The 23442-nt window shown below is 49.3% G+C and carries 21 protein-coding genes, 2 tRNA genes, 1 other RNA gene and 3 pseudogenes; 14 read left to right on the forward strand and 13 right to left on the reverse strand.

What is annotated here, in order from left to right; all coding sequences use genetic code 11:
- Positions 1 to 30: 30 nt before the first annotated feature.
- From ydiB to ydiK, 5 genes and pseudogenes are all read right to left on the reverse strand, one after another.
- The gene (gene ydiB / locus C1192_RS03795) at positions 31 to 897 is read right to left on the reverse strand and encodes a quinate/shikimate dehydrogenase (RefSeq protein ID WP_038354336.1); all 867 of its coding nucleotides are present in this window, start codon (positions 895 to 897) and stop codon (positions 31 to 33) included.
- A pseudogene (locus tag C1192_RS03800) lies at positions 877 to 1783 on the reverse strand (MFS transporter); the annotation flags it as partial. The pseudogene C1192_RS03800 and the gene ydiB, both read right to left, overlap by 21 nt.
- A gap of 96 nt (positions 1784 to 1879) precedes the next feature.
- Positions 1880 to 2236, reverse strand: coding sequence for a YdiL family protein (locus C1192_RS03805; protein ID WP_000995294.1), 357 nt, complete (start codon positions 2234 to 2236; stop codon positions 1880 to 1882).
- A 135-nt stretch (positions 2237 to 2371) separates the two neighbouring features.
- Positions 2372 to 2477, reverse strand: an RNA gene (gene rprA, locus C1192_RS03810) — antisense sRNA RprA.
- A 184-nt stretch (positions 2478 to 2661) separates the two neighbouring features.
- Positions 2662 to 3774, reverse strand: coding sequence for an AI-2E family transporter YdiK (ydiK, locus tag C1192_RS03815; protein WP_001516319.1), 1113 nt, complete (start codon positions 3772 to 3774; stop codon positions 2662 to 2664).
- Between the two features lie 213 nt (positions 3775 to 3987).
- On the opposite strand from ydiK, the gene ydiJ reads away from it, so the two are divergent.
- The 10 genes from ydiJ (at position 3988) to ldtE (ending at position 14955) form a co-directional block, all read left to right on the forward strand.
- The gene (gene ydiJ / locus C1192_RS03820; protein WP_038354306.1) at positions 3988 to 7044 is read left to right on the forward strand and encodes a D-2-hydroxyglutarate dehydrogenase YdiJ; all 3057 of its coding nucleotides are present in this window, start codon (positions 3988 to 3990) and stop codon (positions 7042 to 7044) included.
- Positions 7041 to 7451 carry a 1,4-dihydroxy-2-naphthoyl-CoA hydrolase gene (gene menI / locus C1192_RS03825; protein ID WP_000637992.1) on the forward strand — a complete coding sequence of 137 codons (411 nt, stop codon included), beginning with the start codon at positions 7041 to 7043 and terminating at the stop codon, positions 7449 to 7451. The genes ydiJ and menI overlap by 4 nt, the downstream gene beginning before the upstream one ends.
- 99 nt (positions 7452 to 7550) lie before the next feature.
- On the forward strand, positions 7551 to 7739 hold the full coding sequence (locus C1192_RS03830; RefSeq protein ID WP_001516321.1) for a YdiH family protein: 189 nt from the start codon (positions 7551 to 7553) through the stop codon (positions 7737 to 7739).
- A gap of 550 nt (positions 7740 to 8289) precedes the next feature.
- Positions 8290 to 8658, forward strand: a complete 369-nt coding sequence (sufA, locus tag C1192_RS03835; RefSeq protein ID WP_000367150.1) for a Fe-S cluster assembly scaffold SufA — start codon at positions 8290 to 8292, stop codon at positions 8656 to 8658.
- 8 nt (positions 8659 to 8666) lie between these two features.
- Positions 8667 to 10154: a Fe-S cluster assembly protein SufB gene (sufB, locus tag C1192_RS03840; protein ID WP_001516322.1), complete on the forward strand. Its 1488-nt coding sequence runs from the start codon at positions 8667 to 8669 to the stop codon at positions 10152 to 10154.
- A gap of 9 nt (positions 10155 to 10163) precedes the next feature.
- Positions 10164 to 10910 (forward strand): Fe-S cluster assembly ATPase SufC, encoded by a 747-nt coding sequence (gene sufC / locus C1192_RS03845; protein WP_000948879.1) that lies wholly within the window; start codon positions 10164 to 10166, stop codon positions 10908 to 10910.
- A complete protein-coding gene (gene sufD / locus C1192_RS03850; protein WP_038354307.1) occupies positions 10885 to 12156 on the forward strand; it encodes a Fe-S cluster assembly protein SufD in 1272 nt (423 codons plus the stop codon). The genes sufC and sufD overlap by 26 nt, the downstream gene beginning before the upstream one ends.
- On the forward strand, positions 12153 to 13373 hold the full coding sequence (sufS, locus tag C1192_RS03855; protein WP_000144599.1) for a cysteine desulfurase SufS: 1221 nt from the start codon (positions 12153 to 12155) through the stop codon (positions 13371 to 13373). Before sufD ends, sufS begins: the two co-directional genes overlap by 4 nt.
- Positions 13374 to 13385: 12 nt before the next feature.
- On the forward strand, positions 13386 to 13802 hold the full coding sequence (sufE, locus tag C1192_RS03860) for a cysteine desulfuration protein SufE (protein ID WP_001516323.1): 417 nt from the start codon (positions 13386 to 13388) through the stop codon (positions 13800 to 13802).
- A gap of 148 nt (positions 13803 to 13950) precedes the next feature.
- Positions 13951 to 14955 (forward strand): L,D-transpeptidase LdtE, encoded by a 1005-nt coding sequence (gene ldtE / locus C1192_RS03870; protein ID WP_000817073.1) that lies wholly within the window; start codon positions 13951 to 13953, stop codon positions 14953 to 14955.
- Between the two features lie 64 nt (positions 14956 to 15019).
- Here ldtE and lpp read toward each other — a convergent pair whose 3' ends face one another.
- The 3 genes from lpp to ynhH form a co-directional block, all read right to left on the reverse strand.
- Positions 15020 to 15256: a murein lipoprotein Lpp gene (gene lpp, locus C1192_RS03875; RefSeq protein WP_000648420.1), complete on the reverse strand. Its 237-nt coding sequence runs from the start codon at positions 15254 to 15256 to the stop codon at positions 15020 to 15022.
- A gap of 310 nt (positions 15257 to 15566) precedes the next feature.
- Entirely contained in the window at positions 15567 to 16979 is a 1413-nt protein-coding gene (gene pykF, locus C1192_RS03880) for a pyruvate kinase PykF (protein WP_000751442.1), read from the reverse strand.
- 7 nt (positions 16980 to 16986) lie between these two features.
- Complete coding sequence (gene ynhH / locus C1192_RS25595; RefSeq protein ID WP_256734191.1) at positions 16987 to 17181, reverse strand: protein YnhH; 195 nt, start codon at positions 17179 to 17181, stop codon at positions 16987 to 16989.
- Positions 17182 to 17519: 338 nt separating this feature from the next.
- On the opposite strand from ynhH, the gene fumD reads away from it, so the two are divergent.
- The 3 genes and pseudogenes from fumD to C1192_RS25050 form a co-directional block, all read left to right on the forward strand.
- Positions 17520 to 17729, forward strand: a complete 210-nt coding sequence (gene fumD, locus C1192_RS03885; RefSeq protein ID WP_000528337.1) for a fumarate hydratase FumD — start codon at positions 17520 to 17522, stop codon at positions 17727 to 17729.
- Between the two features lie 122 nt (positions 17730 to 17851).
- Positions 17852 to 17920: pseudogene (locus tag C1192_RS25600) on the forward strand (ferredoxin-like protein); the annotation flags it as partial.
- Positions 17921 to 17974: 54 nt separating this feature from the next.
- A pseudogene (locus C1192_RS25050) lies at positions 17975 to 18121 on the forward strand (protein YdhT); the annotation flags it as partial.
- Between the two features lie 11 nt (positions 18122 to 18132).
- Here the strand turns inward: C1192_RS25050 and C1192_RS03895 are convergent.
- From C1192_RS03895 to C1192_RS03910, 4 genes are all read right to left on the reverse strand, one after another.
- Positions 18133 to 19737: an FAD-NAD(P)-binding protein gene (locus C1192_RS03895; protein ID WP_038354308.1), complete on the reverse strand. Its 1605-nt coding sequence runs from the start codon at positions 19735 to 19737 to the stop codon at positions 18133 to 18135.
- 125 nt (positions 19738 to 19862) lie between these two features.
- On the reverse strand, positions 19863 to 20168 hold the full coding sequence (locus C1192_RS03900) for a monooxygenase (RefSeq protein ID WP_001516325.1): 306 nt from the start codon (positions 20166 to 20168) through the stop codon (positions 19863 to 19865).
- Positions 20169 to 20277: 109 nt separating this feature from the next.
- Positions 20278 to 20354: transfer RNA gene (locus C1192_RS03905), tRNA-Val, on the reverse strand.
- A 4-nt stretch (positions 20355 to 20358) separates the two neighbouring features.
- Positions 20359 to 20435: transfer RNA gene (locus tag C1192_RS03910), tRNA-Val, on the reverse strand.
- A gap of 307 nt (positions 20436 to 20742) precedes the next feature.
- Here C1192_RS03910 and C1192_RS03915 point away from each other — a divergent pair.
- Positions 20743 to 21999: an AIDA repeat-containing protein gene (locus C1192_RS03915; protein WP_016248672.1), complete on the forward strand. Its 1257-nt coding sequence runs from the start codon at positions 20743 to 20745 to the stop codon at positions 21997 to 21999.
- A gap of 40 nt (positions 22000 to 22039) precedes the next feature.
- On the opposite strand, the gene mdtK is transcribed toward C1192_RS03915, so the two are convergent.
- Complete coding sequence (mdtK, locus tag C1192_RS03920) at positions 22040 to 23413, reverse strand: multidrug efflux MATE transporter MdtK (RefSeq protein ID WP_001174974.1); 1374 nt, start codon at positions 23411 to 23413, stop codon at positions 22040 to 22042.
- Positions 23414 to 23442: the final 29 nt, after the last annotated feature.

Below are 23442 nucleotides of genomic sequence, written 5' to 3' on the forward strand. Positions count from 1 at the left end.
TTTTTACCCTTTCTGCACGCGGTCAGCCTGTCAGGCGTCGAACCCCATGACCTGTTTAACGTATTCCAGAGGGAAATCTTTGCCAGTCCATAACGTGAACTGTTCAGCCCCTTGCCACAACAACATGCCGTATCCATCAATCGTTTTGCAACCTGCTTGTTGCGCCTGCTGTAATAACTTCGTCATATGCGGGTTATACACGCATTCAGTGACCAGAAGTCCTGGATGTAACAAACTGATATCATTAACTAAAGACTCATTCTTAAGGGGTTTCATACCTACTTTTGTGTCGTTGGTTAAAATGTCGGCAGAAGCCAGCGCTTCAGCAAAGGCTTGCTGGTCGGCAAGATCGGTGACGGTTACGACACAATCGGTGTTTTCATTAACCCGTTGCGCGAAGGCGAGGGCTTTATCGAAAAACTCATCCCGACGGTTAAAGAGTTTAATTTCTTTTAAACCTTCAATTGCACCCTGAGCGCCAATTGCCGTTGATGCGCCACCGGCACCTAAAAGCACCATAGTTTTGCCTTTGATATCAAAACCGCTCTCTTTAATAGCGCGAATATGACCAGTGCCGTCAGTGTTATAGCCGCGCAGGTAGCCGTCATCATTGACGATGGTATTGATCGTCCCCACCAGTTTTGCCGCTGGCGTTAATTCATCAACATATTCACACGCCAGTTGTTTGTTTGGCATCGACACACCGGTTCCGCGCATTTTCAAGGCTTTTAATCCTTCAATTGCACCGGCAAAGCTGTCGTTATCCACCTCAAAGGCCATATAGGTAAATGGCAATCCCGCTTTTTCTAAGGCTTTATTCTGCATTTCAGGCGATAAGCTATGGCGGATAGGATAAGCCATCAGCCCAATTAATTCATATTTAGCCGTAACATCCATAATTAACACCAGAGCCAGCAGAGCAAAAGTGAAATCGAGAACGATGATATATTGCAGGCCGATATTCGACAGATAACCGGTAATCAGTGGAATAACAAAGTTAGCCAATCCCCCCATCATCATATAAATACTGGTGACTTTGGCTTTGCTTTTTGGGAAGAACTCTGACATGACCGAAACACCGAGCTGTAAAATACCGCCAGCAGCAGAGAAACCGATAACAAAGGCTCCGGCATTACACACCAGCGGAGAAGGGTAGAGATAGATAATGGCGGCAGTGATCGTTGCCAGCGCAGAGTTAAAAACATTAGCCCAGATGGGGCGTACCATTTTTTCAGTAGTGCAGCAAAGATAAAGACACAGACCAGCGAATCCATACGGTTTTTAAAGCCTCGGCCTCCGACATACCGGCAAATGCCATCGCATATTTGGGCATCCACACCACTATCACATAAAAGGTCGAGAATGCCGCGACACCGAACACTACCGATGAAACACCTTCCAGCCAGACTAACGGTTTGCTGTTCATTTGCGATAATTCTCCGGCAACGCCAGCATCAACCCGTTGGCTGGGGAATTTGCTTTTCAATAGCATCAATGTAATAAGTACAAATAATATGCCTGGGATAATTAACCCATAGCCGTACCAGATGTTATTCAGCAGCATATAACTTACCAGCATTGGATAGAACATTTGCCCGAATGAGATCATCGCTTTAACCAGAATTACCGCTGAACCGGAGGCTTTCGGGAAACATTCCATCAGCGCGGGGTAGCCACCAGTATCCAGTGCTGAGTTGGCGATACCGACGCACACTGCCAGACAGTAAGCGAGGGTTAAATTCGGGCAGGCAGGAATACCAAACAAAAACAGCATTTTCATAAGTTCCACTTAGCAATTTTGCTTTAAAAAGTGTGGCGATGTTGCGTCAATATCCGGTCATTATTCTTGTAATAATGGCTATTGATTCCCGTTAAAATATCAACAAAGACGCTCAAGATCGTGCGCATATAATTCAGCGGCTACCGATTGATAAATCTTCCAGTCAATAAAATTGCCATCAGGGTAGACACGTTGAAACGCAGTTAAGTCAGGGAAGGAACGCATGGTATTATTGCCGATGCGGTTATTTATTTTCTTTATGATAGCGTGAAGATGTTTTTTTCTTTGCTGACGCATAGCCAGCAGTTGTTCAACAACGCGATCAGGAATGGCACGTTTGCCGTCTTCCCACTGTTTCCAGCTTTCACTGTCACCCGTCAGGGCAATCCAGGTCGCGCATTCATCAATAGTCATGGCAAAAATATGGCGTAGTGCCTGGAGTTCATAAGCGTTCATTGTGTAATGGCTGCATGAATAAAAGGATAAAATATAAATAACACTATCAGCCAGCTAACGGCTTGAAGAGAATCACAGTATCTTGTGCAATATTCCTGGAGATATCGAGAGGCGAGTTGTTGGGGCGAAAAAGTGTTAAAAAAAAGCCCATCATGGGAGATGGGCAAAGACTACACACAGCAATTCGTTTTTCACTCAGGGGATTCCATGCTTATAAATCAATATGTTGATTTATAACCGTGAGCTAATAGTAGGCATACGGACTTTTTGCGTCGATCAGATTCGTCTCATTAGTTTAAAAACTGTAAAGGATTTGCGACAGGTAAGCGTTGCTGAATGGCAGTAAGCAAGAGGGTGAATGAAAAAAAGGAAATATTAATTAGCCCTGATTAACAATCAGGCGGCAAAGCCGCCTGATGAGAGATTTACTTATTCGTTTTTTCAATTTCGCCCAGTTCTTCGATAATTTCCTCCGGCTGGTCAGTCGGCGGCGGGACTTCTTCCACCCACGCGGCAAACAGACGCCAGGAAACAGCCAGAAGTACCGGACCAATAAACAAGCCGATCATACCGAAGGCAATCAAACCACCGATGACCCCGGAGAGGATGAGGATGAGCGGTAAATCTGCCCCCATGCGAATTAACATCGGGCGAATAACGTTATCCAGTGTGCCGACCACGCCACTCCACACTAACAATACCGTGCCCCAGGTGGTATCGCCGGTCCAGTAAAGCCAGATGATCGCCGGAATCAACACCGGCAACGGACCAAGCTGGACAAGGCAGGAGAGGATCATTAATACCGTCAGCAGCGTGGCGTAAGGAACGCCGGAAACGGCCAGACCGATCCCACCAAGAACGGCTTGTACTAACGCAGTCACCACAACGCCCAGCGCTACTGCGCGGATAGCCTGCGCCGCCAGCAGTACAGCGGCATCACCGCGAGCGCCTGCCAGACGAGTCGCAAAATGGCGAATACCTTGCGCTACCTGTTCACCGCGCCAGTACAACAGGGCGCTGAATAACAGCATCAGCGCACAATGCACCATAAAGCGACCAATATGTGCCGCTTGTCCGACGAACCAGGTGGTGGTGGTGCCAATATAAGGACGGACTTTCGCCATGATCGCCGTCCCCCCCATATCCAGCAAATTGTGCCAGCCTGCATACAGCTTCGCGCCAATCACCGGAATGGTATTAAGCCACGCTAAATCGGGTAACGTCATGTCACCGCTGGAAATGGCTTTAATTACCGGACCGCTGCCATCGACAATACTGTTAACCAGTAAGGCAATAGGGATGATAAACACCATCACCAACAACAGCGTCATTACCAGAACGGCGAGAGAGCGGCGGCCAAACATGATTTTTTGCAAACGTAACAATACCGGCCAGGTGGCGATAACCACCGTACCGGCCCATGCAAAGCCGAGAATAAAGGGTTGAACAATCCACAGACATGCCACAATCATGATGGCTAAAAACAGCACTGAAAGCAGAATTTGTGCGACATCCCTGGGCTGACGAACATTTACCATAACTACTTTTCACCTTTTTTGTGCGTCAAATCGTCGACGCGACGTGAACACGCGAAACTCACCTGCATAATGATGAGCAATTTCAGCGGTTTTTAACAGGCCGATTCTGCCCTTAATTCTGATGGGTGTGTAAGAAAAAAATGTGGTACAACAAGTGACATAACACGCAAACGATTAATCTCTCATCACAGACCGCAGGAAAGGGTCAATATAATGATTCCACAGATTTCCCAGGCACCCGGCGTCGTTCAACTGGTGCTTAATTTTTTGCAAGAGCTGGAGCAACAGGGTTTTACTGGCGATACGGCGACAAGTTATGCCGATCGTCTGACAATGTCGACCGACAACAGCATTTACCAACTTCTCCCCGATGCGGTGGTATTTCCACGTTCAACCGCAGATGTGGCGTTAATCGCCCGTCTGGCTGCGCAGGAACGCTATTCATCGCTGATCTTCACCCCACGCGGCGGTGGCACCGGCACTAACGGTCAGGCGCTCAACCAGGGGATTATTGTTGATATGTCTCGCCATATGAACCGCATCATCGAAATTAATCCTGAAGAGGGCTGGGTGCGCGTTGAAGCTGGGGTGATTAAAGATCAACTTAACCAGTATCTGAAACCGTTCGGATATTTCTTTGCACCGGAACTTTCGACCAGCAACCGGGCAACGCTTGGCGGGATGATTAATACCGATGCTTCCGGTCAGGGATCGCTGGTCTATGGCAAAACGTCAGATCACGTGCTGGGCGTGCGGGCGGTGTTGTTGGGGGGCGATATTCTCGATACGCAACCTTTACCCGTAGAACTGGCTGAAACGCTGGGTAAAACCAACACCGCTATCGGGCGTATCTATAAAACGGTTTATCAACGCTGCCGCCAGCAGCGGCAGTTAATTATCGACAAGTTCCCCAAACTTAACCGTTTTCTTACCGGTTACGATCTGCGCCATGTCTTTAACGATGAGATGACCGAGTTCGACCTGACTCGTATTCTGACGGGTTCAGAAGGGACGCTGGCCTTTATTACCGAAGCGCGACTGGATATTACTCGTTTGCCTAAAGTGCGCCGTCTGGTGAATGTCAAATATGACTCTTTTGACTCCGCGCTGCGTAATGCGCCGTTTATGGTTGAGGCGCGCGCGCTTTCAGTAGAGACGGTGGACTCTAAAGTGCTGAATCTGGCGCGGGAAGATATCGTCTGGCATTCCGTTAGCGAACTGATTACCGATGTGCCCGACAAAGAGATGCTCGGGCTGAACATTGTTGAATTTGCCGGGGACGATGAGGCGTTGATCGACGAGCGGGTAGACGCACTCTGTGCGCGGCTGGATGAGCTGATCGCCAGCCAGCAAGCGGGCGTGATCGGCTGGCAGGTGTGTCGTGAGCTGGCTGGAGTCGAGCGCATTTATGCGATGCGTAAAAAAGCTGTTGGCCTGCTTGGCAATGCTAAAGGGGCAGCCAAACCGATCCCATTTGCCGAAGATACCTGCGTACCGCCGGAACATCTGGCGGATTATATTGCTGAATTTCGCGCACTGCTCGACAGTCACGGTTTAAGCTATGGCATGTTTGGCCACGTCGATGCGGGGGTCTTGCACGTCCGTCCGGCGCTGGATATGTGCGATCCGCAACAAGAGATTTTGATGAAACAAATCTCTGATGACGTGGTGGCGCTTACCGCGAAATACGGTGGTTTGTTGTGGGGGGAGCACGGTAAAGGTTTTCGTGCCGAATACAGCCCGGCGTTTTTCGGTGAGGAACTTTTCGCTGAACTGCGCAAAGTTAAAGCGGCGTTTGATCCGCATAATCGGCTTAATCCGGGGAAAATTTGTCCGCCAGAAGGTATCGACGCGCCGATGATGAAAGTAGACGCGGTGAAACGCGGTACGTTTGACCGGCAGATCCCTATCGCAGTTCGTCAGCAGTGGCGCGGGGCAATGGAATGTAACGGCAACGGTTTATGCTTCAACTTTGATGCTCGTAGCCCAATGTGCCCGTCGATGAAGATAACCCAGAATCGTATCCATTCACCGAAAGGGCGCGCGACGCTGGTGCGCGAATGGTTGCGTTTGCTGGCTGACCGTGGTGTTGACCCATTAAAACTGGAACAAGAACTGCCTGAAACGCGAGCCAGTTTGCGTACGTTGATTGCCCGCACTCGTAATAGCTGGCATGCCAATAAAGGTGAGTATGACTTCTCCCACGAAGTCAAAGAGGCGATGTCTGGCTGCCTGGCCTGTAAAGCCTGTTCAACCCAGTGCCCTATCAAAATTGATGTGCCGGAGTTCCGCTCTCGTTTCCTGCAACTTTATCACACCCGTTATTTACGCCCGCTGCGTGACCATCTGGTGGCGACGGTCGAGAGTTATGCGCCGCTGATGGCGCGAGCGCCGAAGACGTTTAACTTCTTCATTAACCAACCGCTGGTGCGCAAACTGTCGAAAAAACATATCGGCATGGTCGACTTGCCGCTGCTTTCGGTGCCGTCGTTGCAACAACAAATGGTGGGGCATCGCTCGGCAAACATGACGCTGGAACAGCTTGAAGTGCTTAATGCTGAGCAGAAAGCACGCACGGTGCTGGTGGTGCAAGACCCTTTCACCAGTTATTACGATGCACAGGTGGTAGCGGATTTTGTCCGTCTGGTCGAGAAATTAGGTTTCCAGCCCGTGTTACTGCCGTTCTCACCAAATGGTAAAGCGCAGCATATCAAAGGCTTTCTCAATCGTTTTGCAAAGACAGCGAAAAAGACGGCGGACTTCCTCAACCGCATGGCGAAGCTGGGAATGCCAATGGTGGGCGTCGATCCAGCTCTGGTGCTTTGTTATCGCGACGAATATAAGCTGACGCTGGGCGAGGAGCGCGGTGATTTTCAGGTCTTACTGGCAAATGAATGGCTGGCAAACGCACTTCAGCCACAGCTGGTGGCAGCGGTTAGTGGCGAGCCGTGGTATTTCTTTGGCCACTGTACCGAAGTCACCGCCTTGCCGGGTGCGCCAGCGCAGTGGGCCACGATATTTGCCCGTTTTGGCGCGAAGCTGGAAAATGTCAGTGTGGGTTGCTGCGGCATGGCGGGGACTTACGGACATGAAGCGAAAAATCATAAAAATTCGCTCGGGATCTATGAGTTATCCTGGCATCAGGCGATGCAGCGACTGCCGCGTAATCGCTGCCTGGCAACCGGATATTCCTGCCGAAGCCAGGTAAAACGGGTTGAAGGCACGGGGGTACGCCATCCTGTGCAGGCATTACTGGAGATTATTAAATGATATGGAAACGTAAAATCACCCTTGAGGCGCTGAATGTCATGGGTGAAGGAAACATGGTGGGGTTACTGGATATTCGCTTTGAACATATTGGTGATGACACGCTGGAAGCGACAATGCCAGTAGATCAGCGGACGAAGCAGCCTTTTGGGTTGCTGCATGGCGGGGCGTCTGTGGTTCTGGCTGAGAGTATCGGTTCCGTTGCCGGTTATTTATGTACCGAAGGCGAGCAAAAAGTCGTTGGTCTGGAAATCAATGCCAACCATGTCCGGTCGGCGCGAGAAGGGCGGGTTCGCGGCGTTTGCAAACCGCTGCATCTCGGTTCAAGGCACCAGGTCTGGCAGATTGAAATCTTCGATGAGAAAGAGCGTTTGTGCTGTTCGTCACGATTGACGACCGCCATTTTGTGACGTTGTCACCAGAAAAATGTGACGCATATTGTTTTTGGTTATTATCTGCGCAGTAAACGGTGGTATACTGTGCAGGTCTTGTCTACAAACGAGGATGCTATGTCTACTCAACTTGATCCCACCCAACTGGCTATGGAATTTTTACGCCGTGACCAGAGCAATCTTTCTCCTGCCCAATATCTCAAACGACTGAAACAATTAGAACTTGAATTCGCTGACCTGCTCACACTCTCTTCTGCTGAATTAAAAGAAGAAATCTACTTCGCCTGGCGTCTGGGCGTGCATTGATTGTGGTGTAATGCCGAAAGCTCGCCAAATCGACCTGGATTAACCTCCGTCCAGGCTCGACGGCTTCCTTAATGCTGCTTATTTTACCCGCTTGATCTCGCTTAAAAAGAATACAAATCGCAGTTTGTGTTAAAACGGCGGCCTGGTCTTATGAGATTATTCTTATCGCCCCTTCAAGAGCTAAGCCACTGTGAGTGCCGGAGATAAGCGCCGGATGGGGTAGAAACCCTTAAGTCTGTGTCGAACAGACTTAAGGGTTTTCTTATTTCTGAACTCGCTACTTTTTTACCTATCCCTTAAATAGGCATTTTCGATACAACTTTTCCTTTTCCATCACCGCCTTAACTCTATTTCTATAATAATCATTATCTAACAATGAGATACCTAATTCTTAGCGTACCTGTTAACCCACAAATCAGGGTCTATGCTTATTAAATGCAGGCAAAAAGCATGTTTTACGGGAAAGCCCCTGCGTTTGCTGGGTTGAACTGATAATCATTATCACTAACATGCTGTTATCCGCGGTAAGCGATTTAAGTGAGGTAAATCGATGGACATGCATTCAGGAACGTTTAATCCAGAGGATTTCGCCTGGCAAGGCTTAACGCTAACACCGGCAGCGGCAGCACACATCCGTGAGTTGGTGGCGAAGCAGTCGGGCATGGTCGGCGTGCGATTAGGTGTTAAACAAACGGGCTGTGCGGGCTTTGGCTATGTACTCGACAGCGTCAGCGAGCCGGACAAAGACGATCTGCTGTTTGAACACGACGGCGCGAAGTTGTTCGTCCCGCTGCAAGCGATGCCGTTTATTGATGGCACGGAAGTCGATTTCGTTCACGAAGGACTTAATCAGATATTCAAATTTCACAACCCGAAAGCCCAGAATGAATGTGGCTGTGGCGAAAGCTTTGGGGTATAGGCGGTACTATGTCTCGTAATACTGAAGCAACTGACGATGTCAAAACCTGGACCGGCGGCCCACTGAATTATAAAGAAGGATTCTTCACCCAGTTAGCCACTGATGAGCTGGCTAAGGGCATAAACGAAGAAGTGGTGCGCGCAATTTCGGCTAAGCGTAATGAGCCAGAATGGATGCTGGAATTTCGGCTCAATGCCTACCGCGCATGGCTGGAGATGGAAGAACCGCACTGGCTGAAAGGCCACTATGACAAGCTGAATTATCAGGATTACAGCTATTACTCGGCACCATCGTGCGGTAACTGTGATGATACTTGTGCGTCGGAACCTGGTGCCGTGCAACAAACGGGTGCGAACGCTTTTTTAAGTAAAGAGGTGGAAGCGGCATTTGAGCAGTTGGGCGTACCGGTGCGTGAAGGCAAAGAGGTGGCGGTGGATGCCATTTTCGATTCTGTTTCGGTTGCCACCACCTACCGTGAAAAACTGGCAGAGCAAGGGATCATCTTCTGCTCCTTTGGCGAAGCGATTCATGAACACCCGGAACTGGTGAGGAAATATCTCGGCACTGTGGTGCCAGGTAATGACAATTTCTTTGCCGCACTCAATGCGGCAGTAGCTTCCGACGGTACGTTTATTTATGTACCTAAAGGTGTGCGCTGCCCAATGGAACTTTCGACCTATTTCCGTATTAACGCAGAAAAAACCGGGCAGTTTGAGCGCACTATTCTGATAGCCGACGAAGACAGTTATGTCAGCTACATCGAAGGCTGCTCCGCACCAGTGCGAGATAGCTATCAGCTACACGCGGCGGTGGTGGAAGTCATCATCCATAAAAACGCCGAGGTGAAATATTCCACGGTGCAAAACTGGTTCCCAGGCGATAACAATACTGGCGGTATTCTCAACTTCGTCACCAAGCGCGCCTTGTGTGAAGGAGAAAACAGTAAAATGTCGTGGACGCAATCGGAAACCGGTTCAGCGATTACCTGGAAATACCCAAGCTGCATTCTGCGCGGCGATAACTCAATCGGTGAGTTCTACTCGGTGGCGCTGACCAGTGGCCATCAGCAGGCTGATACCGGCACCAAGATGATCCACATCGGTAAGAACACCAAATCGACCATTATCTCGAAAGGGATCTCCGCAGGGCACAGCCAGAACAGTTATCGCGGCCTGGTGAAAATCATGCCAACGGCAACCAATGCGCGCAATTTCACTCAGTGCGACTCAATGCTGATTGGCGCTAACTGCGGGGCGCATACTTTCCCGTATGTCGAGTGTCGCAATAACAGCGCGCAACTGGAGCACGAGGCGACTACGTCGCGCATTGGCGAAGATCAGTTGTTTTATTGCCTGCAACGCGGGATCAGTGAAGAGGACGCCATCTCGATGATTGTTAACGGTTTCTGCAAAGATGTGTTCTCTGAACTGCCGCTGGAATTTGCCGTTGAAGCACAAAAACTCCTCGCCATCAGTCTTGAACATAGCGTCGGATAAGGAATAAATATGTTAAGTATTAAAGATTTACACGTCAGCGTGGAAGATAAAGCTATCCTGCGCGGATTAAGCCTCGACGTTCGTCCAGGTGAAGTTCACGCCATTATGGGGCCAAACGGTTCGGGGAAAAGTACCTTATCGGCAACGCTTGCCGGGCGCGAAGATTATGAAGTGACGGGGGGGACGGTTGAGTTTAAAGGCAAAGATTTGCTTGAGTTGTCGCCGGAAGATCGTGCAGGTGAAGGTATCTTTATGGCCTTCCAGTATCCGGTGGAAATCCCTGGCGTCAGTAACCAGTTTTTCCTGCAAACGGCGCTCAATGCGGTGCGCAGCTATCGCGGCCAGGAAACACTCGACCGCTTCGATTTTCAGGATTTGATGGAAGAGAAAATCGCCCTGCTGAAAATGCCGGAAGATTTATTAACCCGTTCGGTTAACGTTGGGTTTTCCGGGGGCGAGAAAAAGCGCAACGATATTTTGCAAATGGCCGTGCTGGAGCCGGAACTGTGTATTCTTGATGAGTCGGACTCCGGGCTGGATATTGACGCATTAAAAGTGGTTGCTGATGGTGTGAACTCGCTGCGTGATGGCAAACGCTCGTTCATCATCGTTACGCATTACCAGCGCATTCTTGATTACATCAAACCTGATTATGTCCATGTTTTGTATCAGGGGCGAATTGTGAAATCCGGTGATTTCACGTTGGTCAAACAACTGGAGGAGCAGGGTTATGGCTGGCTTAGCGAACAGCAGTAACATGCTGCAACAGTGGCATCACTTGTTTGAGGTCGGAAGGGCGAAACGCTCCCCGCAAGCACAGCAGCATTTACAACAACTGCTGCGTACCGGACTGCCGACACGTAAACATGAGCACTGGAAATATACGCCACTGGAAGGGCTGACCAATAGCCAGTTTGTCAGCATTGCGGGTGAGATATCCCCGCAACAGCGAGATGCTTTAGCACTCACTTTAGACGCCGTGCGGCTGGTGTTTGTCGATGGACGCTACGTGCCATCACTTAGCGATACGACCGAAGGCAGCGGCTATGAGGTGAGTATTAACGACGAACGTCAGGGACTGCCTGATGCCATACAGCCGGAAGTGTTTCTGCATCTGACGGAAAGCCTGGCACAAAGCGTGACACATATTGCCGTGAAGCGCGGTCAACGGCCCGCGAAGCCATTGCTGTTAATGCATATTACCCAGGGCGTGGCAGGTGAAGAAGTGAACACCGCCCACTATCGGCATCATCTGGATCTGGCGGAAGGTGCCGAAGCCACGGTGATTGAACATTTTGTCAGCCTGAATGACGCTCGTCATTTTACCGGAGCGCGGTTCACTATCAACGTTGCCGCGAACGCCCACTTGCAGCATATCAAGCTCGCGTTTGAAAATCCTGTAAGCCACCACTTTGCACATAACGATTTGCTGCTGGCGGGCGATGCCTCCGTATTTAGCCACAGCTTCCTGCTTGGTGGTGCTGTTTTACGCCATAACACCAGTACGCAACTCAATGGCGAAAACAGCACGTTACGTATTAATAGCCTGGCGATGCCGGTGAAAAACGAGGTATGTGATACCCGCACCTGGCTTGAACATAATAAAGGGTTTTGTAACAGCCGTCAGGTGCACAAAACCATCGTCAGCGACAAAGGGCGCGCGGTATTTAATGGTTTGATTAACGTCGCGCAGCACGCCATTAAAACTGACGGCCAGATGACCAACAATAATCTGTTGATGGGCAAGCTGGCGGAAGTGGATACCAAACCGCAACTGGAAATCTATGCTGATGATGTGAAATGTAGCCACGGCGCAACGGTCGGGCGCATCAATGACGAACAGATGTTCTATCTGCGTTCGCGCGGGATCAATCAGCAGGATGCCCTGCAGATGATTATCTACGCCTTTGCTGCTGAACTGACAGAAGCATTGCGTGATGAGGGGCTTAAACAGCAGGTGCTGGCCCGTATCGGTCAACGGCTGCCGGGAGGTGCAAGATGACTTTTTCCGTCGACAAAGTGCGGGCCGACTTTCCGGTACTTTCGCGTGAGGTGAACGGTCTGCCGCTGGCTTATCTCGACAGCGCCGCCAGCGCGCAGAAACCGAGCCAGGTGATTGACGCTGAAGCCGGGTTCTATCGTCACGGCTATGCGGCGGTGCATCGCGGTATTCATACGTTGAGCGCCCAGGCGACCGAGAAAATGGAGAACGTGCGCAAGCGGGCGTCGCTGTTTATCAATGCCCGCTCGGCGGAAGAACTGGTGTTCGTTCGCGGTACAACGGAAGGCATCAATCTGGTGGCCAATAGCTGGGGCAACAGCAACGTGCGGGCGGGCGATAACATCATTATCAGTCAGATGGAGCACCACGCTAACATCGTTCCCTGGCAAATGCTTTGTGCGCGCGTTGGTGCAGAGTTGCGGGTGATCCCCCTCAACCCCGATGGTACGCTGCAACTGGAGACGCTGCCTAATCTGTTCGATGAGAAAACCCGCCTGCTGGCGATTACTCACGTGTCTAATGTGCTGGGGACGGAAAATCCGCTACCGGAAATGATTGCTCTTGCGCATCAGCATGGCGCAAAAGTGCTGGTGGATGGCGCTCAGGCAGTGATGCATCATCCGGTGGATATGCAGGCGCTGGATTGCGATTTCTACGTTTTCTCCGGGCATAAACTGTACGGTCCCACCGGGATTGGCATTCTTTATGTTAAAGAAGCCTTGTTGCAGGAGATGCCGCCGTGGGAAGGGGGCGGATCAATGATCGCCACCGTTAGTCTTAGCGAAGGCACCACCTGGGCCAAAGCGCCGTGGCGGTTTGAAGCAGGTACGCCCAATACCGGCGGCATTATTGGACTTGGCGCGGCGCTGGAATATGTTTCGGCGCTGGGGCTTAAGCACATTGCTGAGTATGAACAGAATCTGATGCATTACGCGCTGTCACAACTGGCAGCAGTGCCGGATCTTACTCTCTATGGCCCACAGAACAGACTTGGCGTTATTGCCTTTAATCTCGGTAAACATCATGCCTATGACGTCGGCAGTTTTCTTGATAACTATGGCATTGCTGTGCGTACCGGTCATCACTGCGCGATGCCATTAATGGCGTATTACAACGTGCCCGCTATGTGTCGGGCATCGTTGGCTATGTATAACACCCATGAAGAAGTGGATCGTCTGGTAACAGGATTACAACGTATTCACCGTCTGCTGGGATAACAGGGAGGCTCTATGGCTGTGTTGCCAGATAAAGAAAAATTGCTGCGTAATTTTTTACGTTGCACCAACTGGGAAGAAAAATACCTCTACATTATTGAGCTGGGCCAGCGTCTGCCTGAATTACGTGACGAAGACAGAAGCCCGCAAAATAGCATTCAGGGCTGCCAGAGTCAGGTGTGGATTGTGATGCGCCAGAATGCGCAGGGAATTATTGAATTACAGGGCGACAGCGATGCCGCCATTGTGAAAGGGCTTATCGCGGTCGTCTTTATTCTCTACGACCAGATGACGCCGCAGGATATTATTAATTTTGACGTGCGTCCGTGGTTTGAAAAAATGGCGCTCACCCAACATCTCACCCCGTCTCGCTCACAAGGTCTGGAAGCGATGATTCGTGCAATTCGCGCCAAAGCCGCTGCACTTAGCTAAACTAAAAGAACAGCTTTCATCCGGATGACTCACATTGCCGGATGGTCGATGTTTACTCTGGCCAGCACAGGAGTGTTTTGGCTTCAGGTAAGCAAAAGCACCATCCGACGTCTCAGCGTGAGTCTCCGGCAAATACAGGAGGTTTACAATGAAACGCGCGTCTCTGCTTACACTGACTCTTATCGGTGCTTTTAGCGCAATCCACGCGGCCTGGGCGGTAGATTATCCGCTTCCACCAACCGGAAGCCGACTGGTTGGGCAGAATCAAACCTATACGGTTCAAGAGGGGGATAAAAACCTTCAGGCTATCGCACGACGTTTTGATACTGCGGCAATGTTGATCCTTGAAGCCAATAACACCATTGCACCAGTACCAAAACCTGGCACGATGATAACCATCCCTTCGCAATTGTTATTACCTGATGCGCCGCGTCAGGGAATTATTGTTAACCTTGCTGAGCTGCGACTTTATTATTATCCGCCGGGAGAGAATATCGTACAGGTCTACCCGATAGGAATTGGTTTGCAGGGACTGGAAACGCCGGTGATGGAAACACGGGTAGGGCAAAAAATCCCGAATCCTACCTGGACGCCAACTGCAGGTATTCGTCAACGCTCACTGGAGCGAGGCATCAAATTACCGCCAGTTGTACCCGCCGGGCCAAATAACCCACTAGGACGCTACGCACTGCGCCTGGCGCATGGTAATGGCGAGTATCTCATTCATGGCACCAGCGCGCCGGACAGCGTTGGTTTGCGCGTCAGTTCGGGCTGTATTCGTATGAATGCGCCGGATATTAAAGCGTTGTTCTCCAGCGTGAGAACGGGAACGCCGGTTAAAGTGATCAATGAGCCGGTGAAATACTCCGTAGAACCGAACGGAATGCGTTATGTGGAAGTGCATCGACCGCTATCGGCAGAGGAACAGCAGAACGTTCAGACGATGCCGTATAAACTGCCCGTTGGTTTTACACAATTCAAAGATAATAAGGCGGTAGATCAGACGCTAGTTGATAAAGCATTATATCGTCGGGCAGGGTATCCGGTTGCGGTGAGCAACGGAGCGACGCCCGCAGCCAGCAATGCGTCTGCAGTTGAGTCAGCGCAGAATGGCGAGCCTGAGCAGGGAAATATGTTACGCGCGACGCAATAGCAGTCATTAGCAGGCAAAAAAAAATGGCGCACAATGTGCGCCATTTTTCACTTCACAGGTACTATTACTTGCGGTATTTAGTAGCCATGTTGTCCAGACGCTGGTTAGCACGAGCTGCGTCATCTTTAGCAGCCTGAACGTCGGAACGCATTGCGTTCACGTCGTTGCTCAGCTGGTCAACTTTAGCGTTCAGAGTCTGAACGTCAGAAGACAGCTGATCGATTTTAGCGTTGCTGGAGCAACCTGCCAGCAGAGTAGAACCCAGGATTACCGCGCCCAGTACCAGTTTAGTAGCTTTCATTATTAATACCCTCTAGATTGAGTTAATCTCCATGTAGCGTTACAAGTATTACACAAACTTTTTTATGTTGAGAATATTTTTTTGATGGGAAGGCACTTATTTTTGATCGTTCGCTCAAAGAAGCATCGAACGCTGGGTTTTAGATAAAAAAATTGAGAGAAAACAGGATGCTTCCATCGAATTCATCTTAGATAAAGTGAGATTATATAGTGAAATCCGATTTGATTTTTTATTGTTTCTGATTATCGATTAAATAAAAAAAGCGCCCATCAGGGCGCTTCGATATACAAATTAATTCACAAAAGCAATATTACAGGACGTGAACAGATGCAGTGTTGGTAGTGCCGCTCGGGACAAGTGCGCCAGAAACCATTACTACAACGTCGCCTTTGTGCGCCAGACCGCTCTGCAGAGCCAGTTCTTTACCCAGACGATAGAAATCATCAGTAGAGGTGATTTCTTTAACCAGTTGCGGTACAACGCCTTTGCTCAACACTAATTGATGTGCAGTTTTTTCATTAGTGGTCAGGGCCAGGATAGTTGCATCCGGGAAGTATTTACGCACTGCACGAGCAGATTTACCGCCCTGGGTTGCGACGACGATCAGCGGAGCATCCAGTTTTTCAGCCGTTTCAACCGCGCCACGGCAAACTGCTTCGGTAATGCGTAGTTTACGGTTATCGTTGTTGAACTCGAGACGGCTGTTCATCACGCGGTCAGTACGTTCGCAAATGGTTGCCATGATAGAAACAGCTTCCAGCGGGTATTTACCTTTTGCGGATTCACCAGACAGCATGACTGCGTCAGTACCGTCAAGGATGGCGTTCGCGACGTCACCGGCTTCTGCACGGGTAGGACGCGGGTTTTTGATCATAGAATCCAGCATCTGGGTCGCAGTAATAACGACTTTACGTGCACGGATACATTTTTCGATCATCATCTTCTGGGCGAAGATAACTTCTTCAACCGGGATTTCTACGCCCAGGTCACCACGTGCAACCATGATGCCGTCAGAGGCTTCGAGAATTTCGTCGAAGTTGTTGAGGCCTTCCTGGTTTTCGATTTTGGAGATGATTTGGATGTTTTCGCCACCGTGCGCTTTCAGATGTTCACGGATTTCGATAACGTCAGAACGCTTACGGATAAAGGAAGCTGCAACAAAGTCTACACCTTGTTCGCAACCGAAGATCAGATCCTGTTTGTCTTTTTCAGCCAGTGCCGGCAGGGCAATAGAAACGCCCGGCAGGTTCACACCTTTGTTTTCGCCCAGGTCACCGTTGTTCAGTACTTTACAGATAACTTTGTTACCTTCGATAGCGGTAACTTCCATACCGATCAGACCATCGTCAACCAGCACGGTGTTGCCGACGGACAGGTCGGTAGTGAAACCTTCATAAGTTACCGCAACCATTTCGCTGTTGCCGATAACAGATTTGTCAGTGGTGAAAGTAAAGGTCTGGCCTGCTTTCAGAGAAACGTCATTACCGCCTTCCAGTTTCATGGTGCGGATTTCCGGACCTTTGGTATCGAGCAGGATAGCGGCAGTTTTGCCGGTTTTGCTCATCACGTTGCGCAGATTCTGAATGCGCTGACCGTGTTCTGCATAGTCACCATGAGAGAAGTTCAGACGCATGACGTTCATGCCTGCGTCCAGCATTTTAGCTAACATCTCTTCAGATTCGGTTTTTGGTCCGATGGTGCAAACAATTTTGGTCTTTTTCATGACAGTCTTAGTCTTTAAGTTGAGAAGGATAGGAGAAACTTGCTTTCTGGGCGCACTGCAGGAAAGCGAATCCGGTATTACGAAAGTGATGATGCCTCGCTCTAAGGATAGGTGACATCGAAAAAGCGTGCAGAGGAATGTGTGCTTGTGTCTCAGCCCAACGTGAGTGCCTGTTTTTGAGTCGTTGAGTTCTACAGTCCAAAGTGCTGAAACCATTCAAGAGTCAATTGGCGCGCATTATACGCTGAATTTAATCCAAAAGGAAAACAAAAACAGCGTTTCAAAAAACAATCATCCATATTCACAATAAATTGTTATCAAAGATTTAACGTCCTCAGAAAGAGATTACGCAAAAACATCACTGTTTGCGCAACGTGAAAACGATAGCTGGAGAGAGAAGGTCTGCTGGCGCAAAGTCATACCATTCAACTGATACAATTAAAATAATTTATCGGGTTATTTGTTTGATTTTGTTTGTTTTTTGTTTAATTGATGAGATTGATATATGCTGATGACTGGCATGATAAATGGGTATGAATAATGGGCAACCGGACAAAAGATGACGAGCTGTACCGCGAAATGTGCAGAGTGGTAGGGAAGGTGGTTCTGGAGATGCGCGATTTGGGTCAGGAGCCAAAGCACATAGTCATCGCTGGTGTGTTGCGTACAGCATTAGCAAATAAACGTATTCAGCGTAGCGAATTGGAAAAGCAAGCGATGGAAACAGTTATTAACGCACTGGTGAAATAATTGTTCGGGGATGGAGTGCAATACTTCATCCTCTATTATTTTATTGCTCTATGAGGATTTGTTTTAAGAAAGGTATAAAAGGGAATTATCATAATTTCGATATGTATTTTAATTTATAGCGTATTGGCTGTAGTGCCTGTACTACGGCATGTCCGTGGATGATGGCCACCGTAAATACCAAAAGTAAAAAATAACCGAGTGGAAAGATATTACTGTGTGAGTCTTGCAAAGGAAAAATCATGGCTAATATTCTCGGTCCAGGTTGCAGCGCCGTGCTGGCATATCATGACGGCGAAAGAGTGCGCTTTGCCGTCGCCGTTGAAGGCGAAAATAATATTTGTGCCGGAGTTCGCTATCGTCTCAATGAGCAACATCAGTTTGTTGAGTGCTGATAACTTTACCTTTAATCAAACGTAAGACGCCGGCGTGAACGGGAAGCAGGCTTTGCGATGGCCTGTGCCATAGCCTTGCCAATTTCTGCACAAGCCGTAAGCCCCTGAACGAAAGGCTGGTCGTGCATCAGCCAGGGTAACGCGCCGAATGCCACGCGCCCCCGTAATTCTTCAGGCTGCTGTAACGAATAATCTTCACCAACATCAGGGATTTCCTCGCCTGTTTTCTGCAACTGTTCGCGCAGCCCAGGGAAAGGAATATCTTGTATTTTGAGTGGACGTTGACCCCGGGCATCAATAAAAACATCAAACGAGTAGCTGTTGTCTGCTGTTTTCAGAACGGTGTGCGTTTCGTTGGTTTCCATCTCGTAGTCCTCACCAAGGGCGAGAATATGAATGATCCCCGCCTCGCGCAAGGCCAGCAGGCGACGAATAGATTCTGAAGGGATTGCCGCATAATTATCGATAAAGACTCTGGCAAGTCCTTTACTGAATCGTTTATGGTCGTGTTCATTCAGATGCGGCACAATTTCCTGTACGGCTTCATGCAAACGCAGAATGGCATAACGCCAGGGGACAGTATGTTTTTCCCGTTTATTTTGCTCGACTTCGGCTAAGTTCTCTTCCGCCCAGCCGAAAGGATCATGTTGTTTACGCTCGGCAAACCAGGCTTGAGCAAAGGTATCTACATTGAGGCTCTCTAACGCTATACGTTGACTCCAGTCAGGATCGGCAGAACTAATTTCTTGTTGTATCAATTTGAATACTCGATCCAACAGACCGTCTGCACCTTTTTCTATTTCTCTATTTAAAGCCTGTTCTGTGACGATGTGTAATGGTTTGTAGGGGATAGGGCAATAGAAATCGGCTTCCGGCAAAATACCTGTACGGGACATCAACGTAATATGCAGATTTTCACTGTTACTATCGCGTTGAAAGCGAACGTGTTGATTATCTTCTTCAATAAACGAACCGTGCTGAATGGTAACCGCCATTGCTGCATCCAGTCCGCTCAAGGATGTGCCTATAATGCCGACGTTACAGGCATCAATTTTCGCTTCCAGTAATCCTGACCACGGGGTGGGGAAATACGTTCGGGTGACTTCTTCTTCATCAGGCCAGACGTGACCGGTAGCTATCAGCGCTAAATCAAACGTCTCTGTGAGTAGCTCCTGATTTGTGGCAAGAATGACACCGGAGTCTGTGACCTGCAGATCGGTCACCTGACATGATTCATACACGTTTATCTCAAAATTCAACTGTCGGGCTTGTTCAACTAATTGTAAAAAGCAATTGCGAAAATACTCACCCAGCAGAATACGCGGTAAAAACTGGCGATCGTGCAAGGTATCTTTTTTAACGCCGTAACGTTGCAGGTGACTGGCCTCTTGCCTTTGTAACCATTCCAGATAAGTACAATAAATCGGTGGTATTTCAATACTGGCAATATTTGCCAGCATAATTTTAGAATTTTCTTCATCGCTGTACGGCATACCGACACCGGCTTCGTCGGCCTGCTCGAAGATGGAAATAGAAAGCGGCGTTTGTTGTTGTAAAAGTGAGAAGAAAGTATAAATCCCTGTTGGTCCGGCACCCACAATGGCGATTTTTTTCATTGTTACTTACCTGTGTGCATTCTTTCGAATTTAGCGTTATCAGATAAGTTTGGTTGAAATCTATATAAAATGAGAAATTTCAGACAGGGATGAAAAGGGCGCTAACCGCCCTTCATTAAGATCTGTCAGGCGAGTTTTGCCTGATTGATGTGACTCAGTGGCTCATTGACATCGAAAACTTTGGCAATAACTTCATCGACACCGAGATTTTTCAGGCGAGCTGTATGTTTGTCCAGATAGGCAAGAGCGCTTTTTTCATCAGCAAAGAGATAGATGCCACCGGCTTCGTGGTTCTTTTCACTTTCCGTCCACACCTTCCACAGAAAACCGGGTTCCTGATTAATCGACTCGGCAAGCGGTTTAAGCTGTTCGGCCATTTCATTGCCAAAGGGACCATTAAATGAAAAGTGAAGCTGTAACAAAGTCGCCATCGTTATTCTCCTTCTGATAACACATACGAAAATAGTGTAAATCTTTTAACGTATTGGATACAGAGAATAAATAAGGGAATAAAAATGAGGAGACCAGACTAAGAAAATCTGGTGCGTCCGAGTGGACTCGAACCACCGACCCCCACCATGTCAAGGTGGTGCTCTAACCAACTGAGCTACGGACGCAGGATGGTGCGTTCAATTGGACTCGAACCAACGACCCCCACCATGTCAAGGTGGTGCTCTAACCAACTGAGCTATGAACGCAACGTTGTAGGTGACAACGGGGACGAATATTAGCGGCAGAGTGGAAAGGTGGCAAGAGGTAAAACGTAATTTTCTGCACCATTTCGACCGTTTGCAGAGCTTTTAAGCAAATTGTCTATATTTTGTTGATTTTAAAGGGCGGTTTTTGTTCAGAGTCATATTTACATCTGACACAGTCAATGGCCTCGCGCATCAGGATGTAAACCGTGCCGTTTGCCTCCATATCAATTCTGGCGTGGATAAATCCTTCGTAGCCTTTACACTTAGGTGGTGATAAGGGCACACAGATGCAGCAAAGGAATAAATCATGGGATCTGATGAAAAAAATTTGATGAGCGACGGGAACGTGCAAATTGTTAAGACAGGCGAGGTCGTCGGTGCGACTCAACTTACGGACGGTGAGTTGATTATTGAGGCTGGCGGAAGGGCAGAAAACACCATAGTGACTGGTGCGGGCTGGCTGAAAGTGGAAGCAGGCGGGATCGCCAGGGGGGCACAGTACGGCAACAATGGCACGTTATCAGTCAGTGACGGGGCCATTGCCACAGATATTGTTCAGTCCGACGGTGGAGCAATTAGCCTTTCAACGCTCGCCACTGTTAATGGCCGCCATCCTGAAGGTGAATTTAGCGTTGATCAGGGCTATGCCTGCGGTTTGTTGCTGGAGAACGGCGGTAACTTGCGCGTACTGGAAGGTCATCGGGCAGAAAAAATCATTCTCGATCAGGCTGGTGGTTTGTTGGTTAACGGAACAACTTCATCTGCAATAGTGGATGAAGGCGGTGAATTGTTGGTTTACCCAGGTGGAGAAGCTTCCAACAGTATGATTAACCAGGGCGGTGTCTTTATGCTGGCGGGGAAAGCCAGCGATACGACACTTGTGGGCGGTGCCATGAATAATCTTGGTGGAGAAGACATCCACACCCTGGTTGAGAATAGCGCCGTTTATCGCCTGGGGACGGACGGTCTACAGCTCTACAGTTCCGGTAAGGCTAAAGATTTGGCGGTGAATACGGGAGGACGGGCTGAAATTCATGCGGGGACGGTGGAAAATGTGGTGGTGAAAGGTGGCACGATGATTGTCATGTCTCCCACCAGCGCGGACGATAAATTTGTAGTGGAAGAGGATTGTGCGCCAGTTGAACTGATGGGTAACGTCGCCGTACAAGAAAGTAGCTCTTTGATTATTGGTTATGGTGCCGATTTACAGCAGTCAACGGTTACGGTACAGCAGGGGGGCGTGTTAATCCTCGATGGTAGCACGGTGAAAGGTGACGGTGTCACTTTTCGTATTGGAGAGTTAAAGCTTGACGGTGGAAAAGTGTGGCTGATCACGGCGGCAGCAACGCATGTACAACTGAAAGCGAAAAGCCTGCGCGGAGAAGGAACGATCTGCCTGCAAACCAGTGCGAAAGAGATTTCGCCTGACTCTATCAGTGTGAAAGGGGAAGTTAGCGGTGATATTCACGTTGAGATAACGGATGCCAGTCGGCAACCTGTCTGTAGCGCGCTTAAACTTCAGCCAGACGAAGACGGGATTGGCGCAACGCTCCGGCCTGCATGAAAACAAAGGCGCAACCCGCGAAGGTTGCGCCTTGTCTTTATTAACGAGCGGCTCGTTGCAGAATAATGGCTGACGGTAAACGTTGCAGAAAACGCATACGCAGCATCATCATAATGGCAGCAGAAGTCAGGCCGATAATAAAACCGATCCAGAAGCCTGCTGGCCCCATTGGTTCAACCACCAGATCGGTCAGAGCCAGAATGTAGCCGCTCGGCAAACCCAGCACCCAGTAAGCCGTAAAGGTGATATAGAAAATGGAACGCGTATCTTTATAACCACGCAAAATCCCACTGCCGATCACCTGTATGGAGTCAGAAATCTGATACACCGCTGCCAGTAACATCAAGTGAGCCGCCAGCGTCACAACCTCTGGGTTATCGTTATACAACAGGGCGATTTGCTCCCGCAGTGAAATCGTGAAAATTGCGGTCAGAGTCGCCATACAAACGCCAACCATAAGCCCTGTCCGTGCGGCTGTTTGTGCATCCAGCGTCGAACCCTGGCCCAGACGATAACCTACGCGGATGGTTACCGCTGCAGCCAGTGACATTGGAAGAACGAACATCAACGAACTGAAGTTCAGTGCAATCTGGTGGCCTGCCACATCGACAATACCGAGTGGGGATACCAACAGCGCCACCACAGCAAACAGCGTCACTTCAAAGAACAGCGCCAGCGCGATAGGAAGACCAAGTTGCACCAGGCGTTTCATGGCGGCTGGATCCGGTTTAGCGGTGCCTTTTTCGTTGCGGATATCGCGCATGGAGCGGGCACGTTTAATATAAGAAACCATAGCGAGGAACATCACCCAATACACAGCCGCAGTCGCCACACCACAGCCGACGCCACCGAGTTCTGGCATCCCAAAATGACCATAAATAAAGATATAGTTCACTGGAATGTTCACCAACAGGCCAATAAAACCCATCACCATCCCAGGTTTGGTTTTTGCCAGACCTTCACACTGGTTACGTGCGACCTGGAAGAATAGATAGCCCGGTGCGCCCCACAACAGTGCTCGCAGATAACCTACCGCTTTATCAGCGAGCGCCGGATCGATATTTTGCATGGAGCGGATGATATAACCCGCATTCCACAGTACCACCATAATGAGCACTGAAACGAAACCGGCAAGCCAGAAACCTTGTCGCACCTGGTGCGCAATGCGCTCACGGCGACCAGAACCATTTAATTGCGCGATAACCGGCGTTAATGCCAGTAGCAGTCCGTGGCCAAAGAGGATGGCCGGAAGCCAGATTGACGTACCGATAGCCACCGCCGCCATGTCGGTGGCACTATAGCCGCCCGCCATCACGGTATCGACAAAACCCATTGCGGTTTGGGCGATTTGCGCGAGAATCACCGGGATTGCTAATGCTAATAACAGACGCGCTTCACTGATATACTTCTGCACGTGAACACCTTTTATATTGTTGTTATATG

Source organism: Escherichia marmotae, from assembly GCF_002900365.1.
GTDB classification, from domain to species: domain Bacteria; phylum Pseudomonadota; class Gammaproteobacteria; order Enterobacterales; family Enterobacteriaceae; genus Escherichia; species Escherichia marmotae.

Coding starts and splice junctions, on each gene's coding strand:
- ydiB (WP_038354336.1), bottom strand. CDS start 897: ATGGATGTTACGGCTAAATATGAATTAATTGGGCTGATGGCTTATCCT.
- C1192_RS03805 (WP_000995294.1), bottom strand. CDS start 2,236: ATGAACGCTTATGAACTCCAGGCACTACGCCATATTTTTGCCATGACT.
- ydiK (WP_001516319.1), bottom strand. CDS start 3,774: ATGGTAAATGTTCGTCAGCCCAGGGATGTCGCACAAATTCTGCTTTCA.
- ydiJ (WP_038354306.1), top strand. CDS start 3,988: ATGATTCCACAGATTTCCCAGGCACCCGGCGTCGTTCAACTGGTGCTT.
- menI (WP_000637992.1), top strand. CDS start 7,041: ATGATATGGAAACGTAAAATCACCCTTGAGGCGCTGAATGTCATGGGT.
- C1192_RS03830 (WP_001516321.1), top strand. CDS start 7,551: ATGTCTACTCAACTTGATCCCACCCAACTGGCTATGGAATTTTTACGC.
- sufA (WP_000367150.1), top strand. CDS start 8,290: ATGGACATGCATTCAGGAACGTTTAATCCAGAGGATTTCGCCTGGCAA.
- sufB (WP_001516322.1), top strand. CDS start 8,667: ATGTCTCGTAATACTGAAGCAACTGACGATGTCAAAACCTGGACCGGC.
- sufC (WP_000948879.1), top strand. CDS start 10,164: ATGTTAAGTATTAAAGATTTACACGTCAGCGTGGAAGATAAAGCTATC.
- sufD (WP_038354307.1), top strand. CDS start 10,885: ATGGCTGGCTTAGCGAACAGCAGTAACATGCTGCAACAGTGGCATCAC.
- sufS (WP_000144599.1), top strand. CDS start 12,153: ATGACTTTTTCCGTCGACAAAGTGCGGGCCGACTTTCCGGTACTTTCG.
- sufE (WP_001516323.1), top strand. CDS start 13,386: ATGGCTGTGTTGCCAGATAAAGAAAAATTGCTGCGTAATTTTTTACGT.
- ldtE (WP_000817073.1), top strand. CDS start 13,951: ATGAAACGCGCGTCTCTGCTTACACTGACTCTTATCGGTGCTTTTAGC.
- lpp (WP_000648420.1), bottom strand. CDS start 15,256: ATGAAAGCTACTAAACTGGTACTGGGCGCGGTAATCCTGGGTTCTACT.
- pykF (WP_000751442.1), bottom strand. CDS start 16,979: ATGAAAAAGACCAAAATTGTTTGCACCATCGGACCAAAAACCGAATCT.
- fumD (WP_000528337.1), top strand. CDS start 17,520: ATGGGCAACCGGACAAAAGATGACGAGCTGTACCGCGAAATGTGCAGA.
- C1192_RS03895 (WP_038354308.1), bottom strand. CDS start 19,737: ATGAAAAAAATCGCCATTGTGGGTGCCGGACCAACAGGGATTTATACT.
- C1192_RS03900 (WP_001516325.1), bottom strand. CDS start 20,168: ATGGCGACTTTGTTACAGCTTCACTTTTCATTTAATGGTCCCTTTGGC.
- C1192_RS03915 (WP_016248672.1), top strand. CDS start 20,743: ATGGGATCTGATGAAAAAAATTTGATGAGCGACGGGAACGTGCAAATT.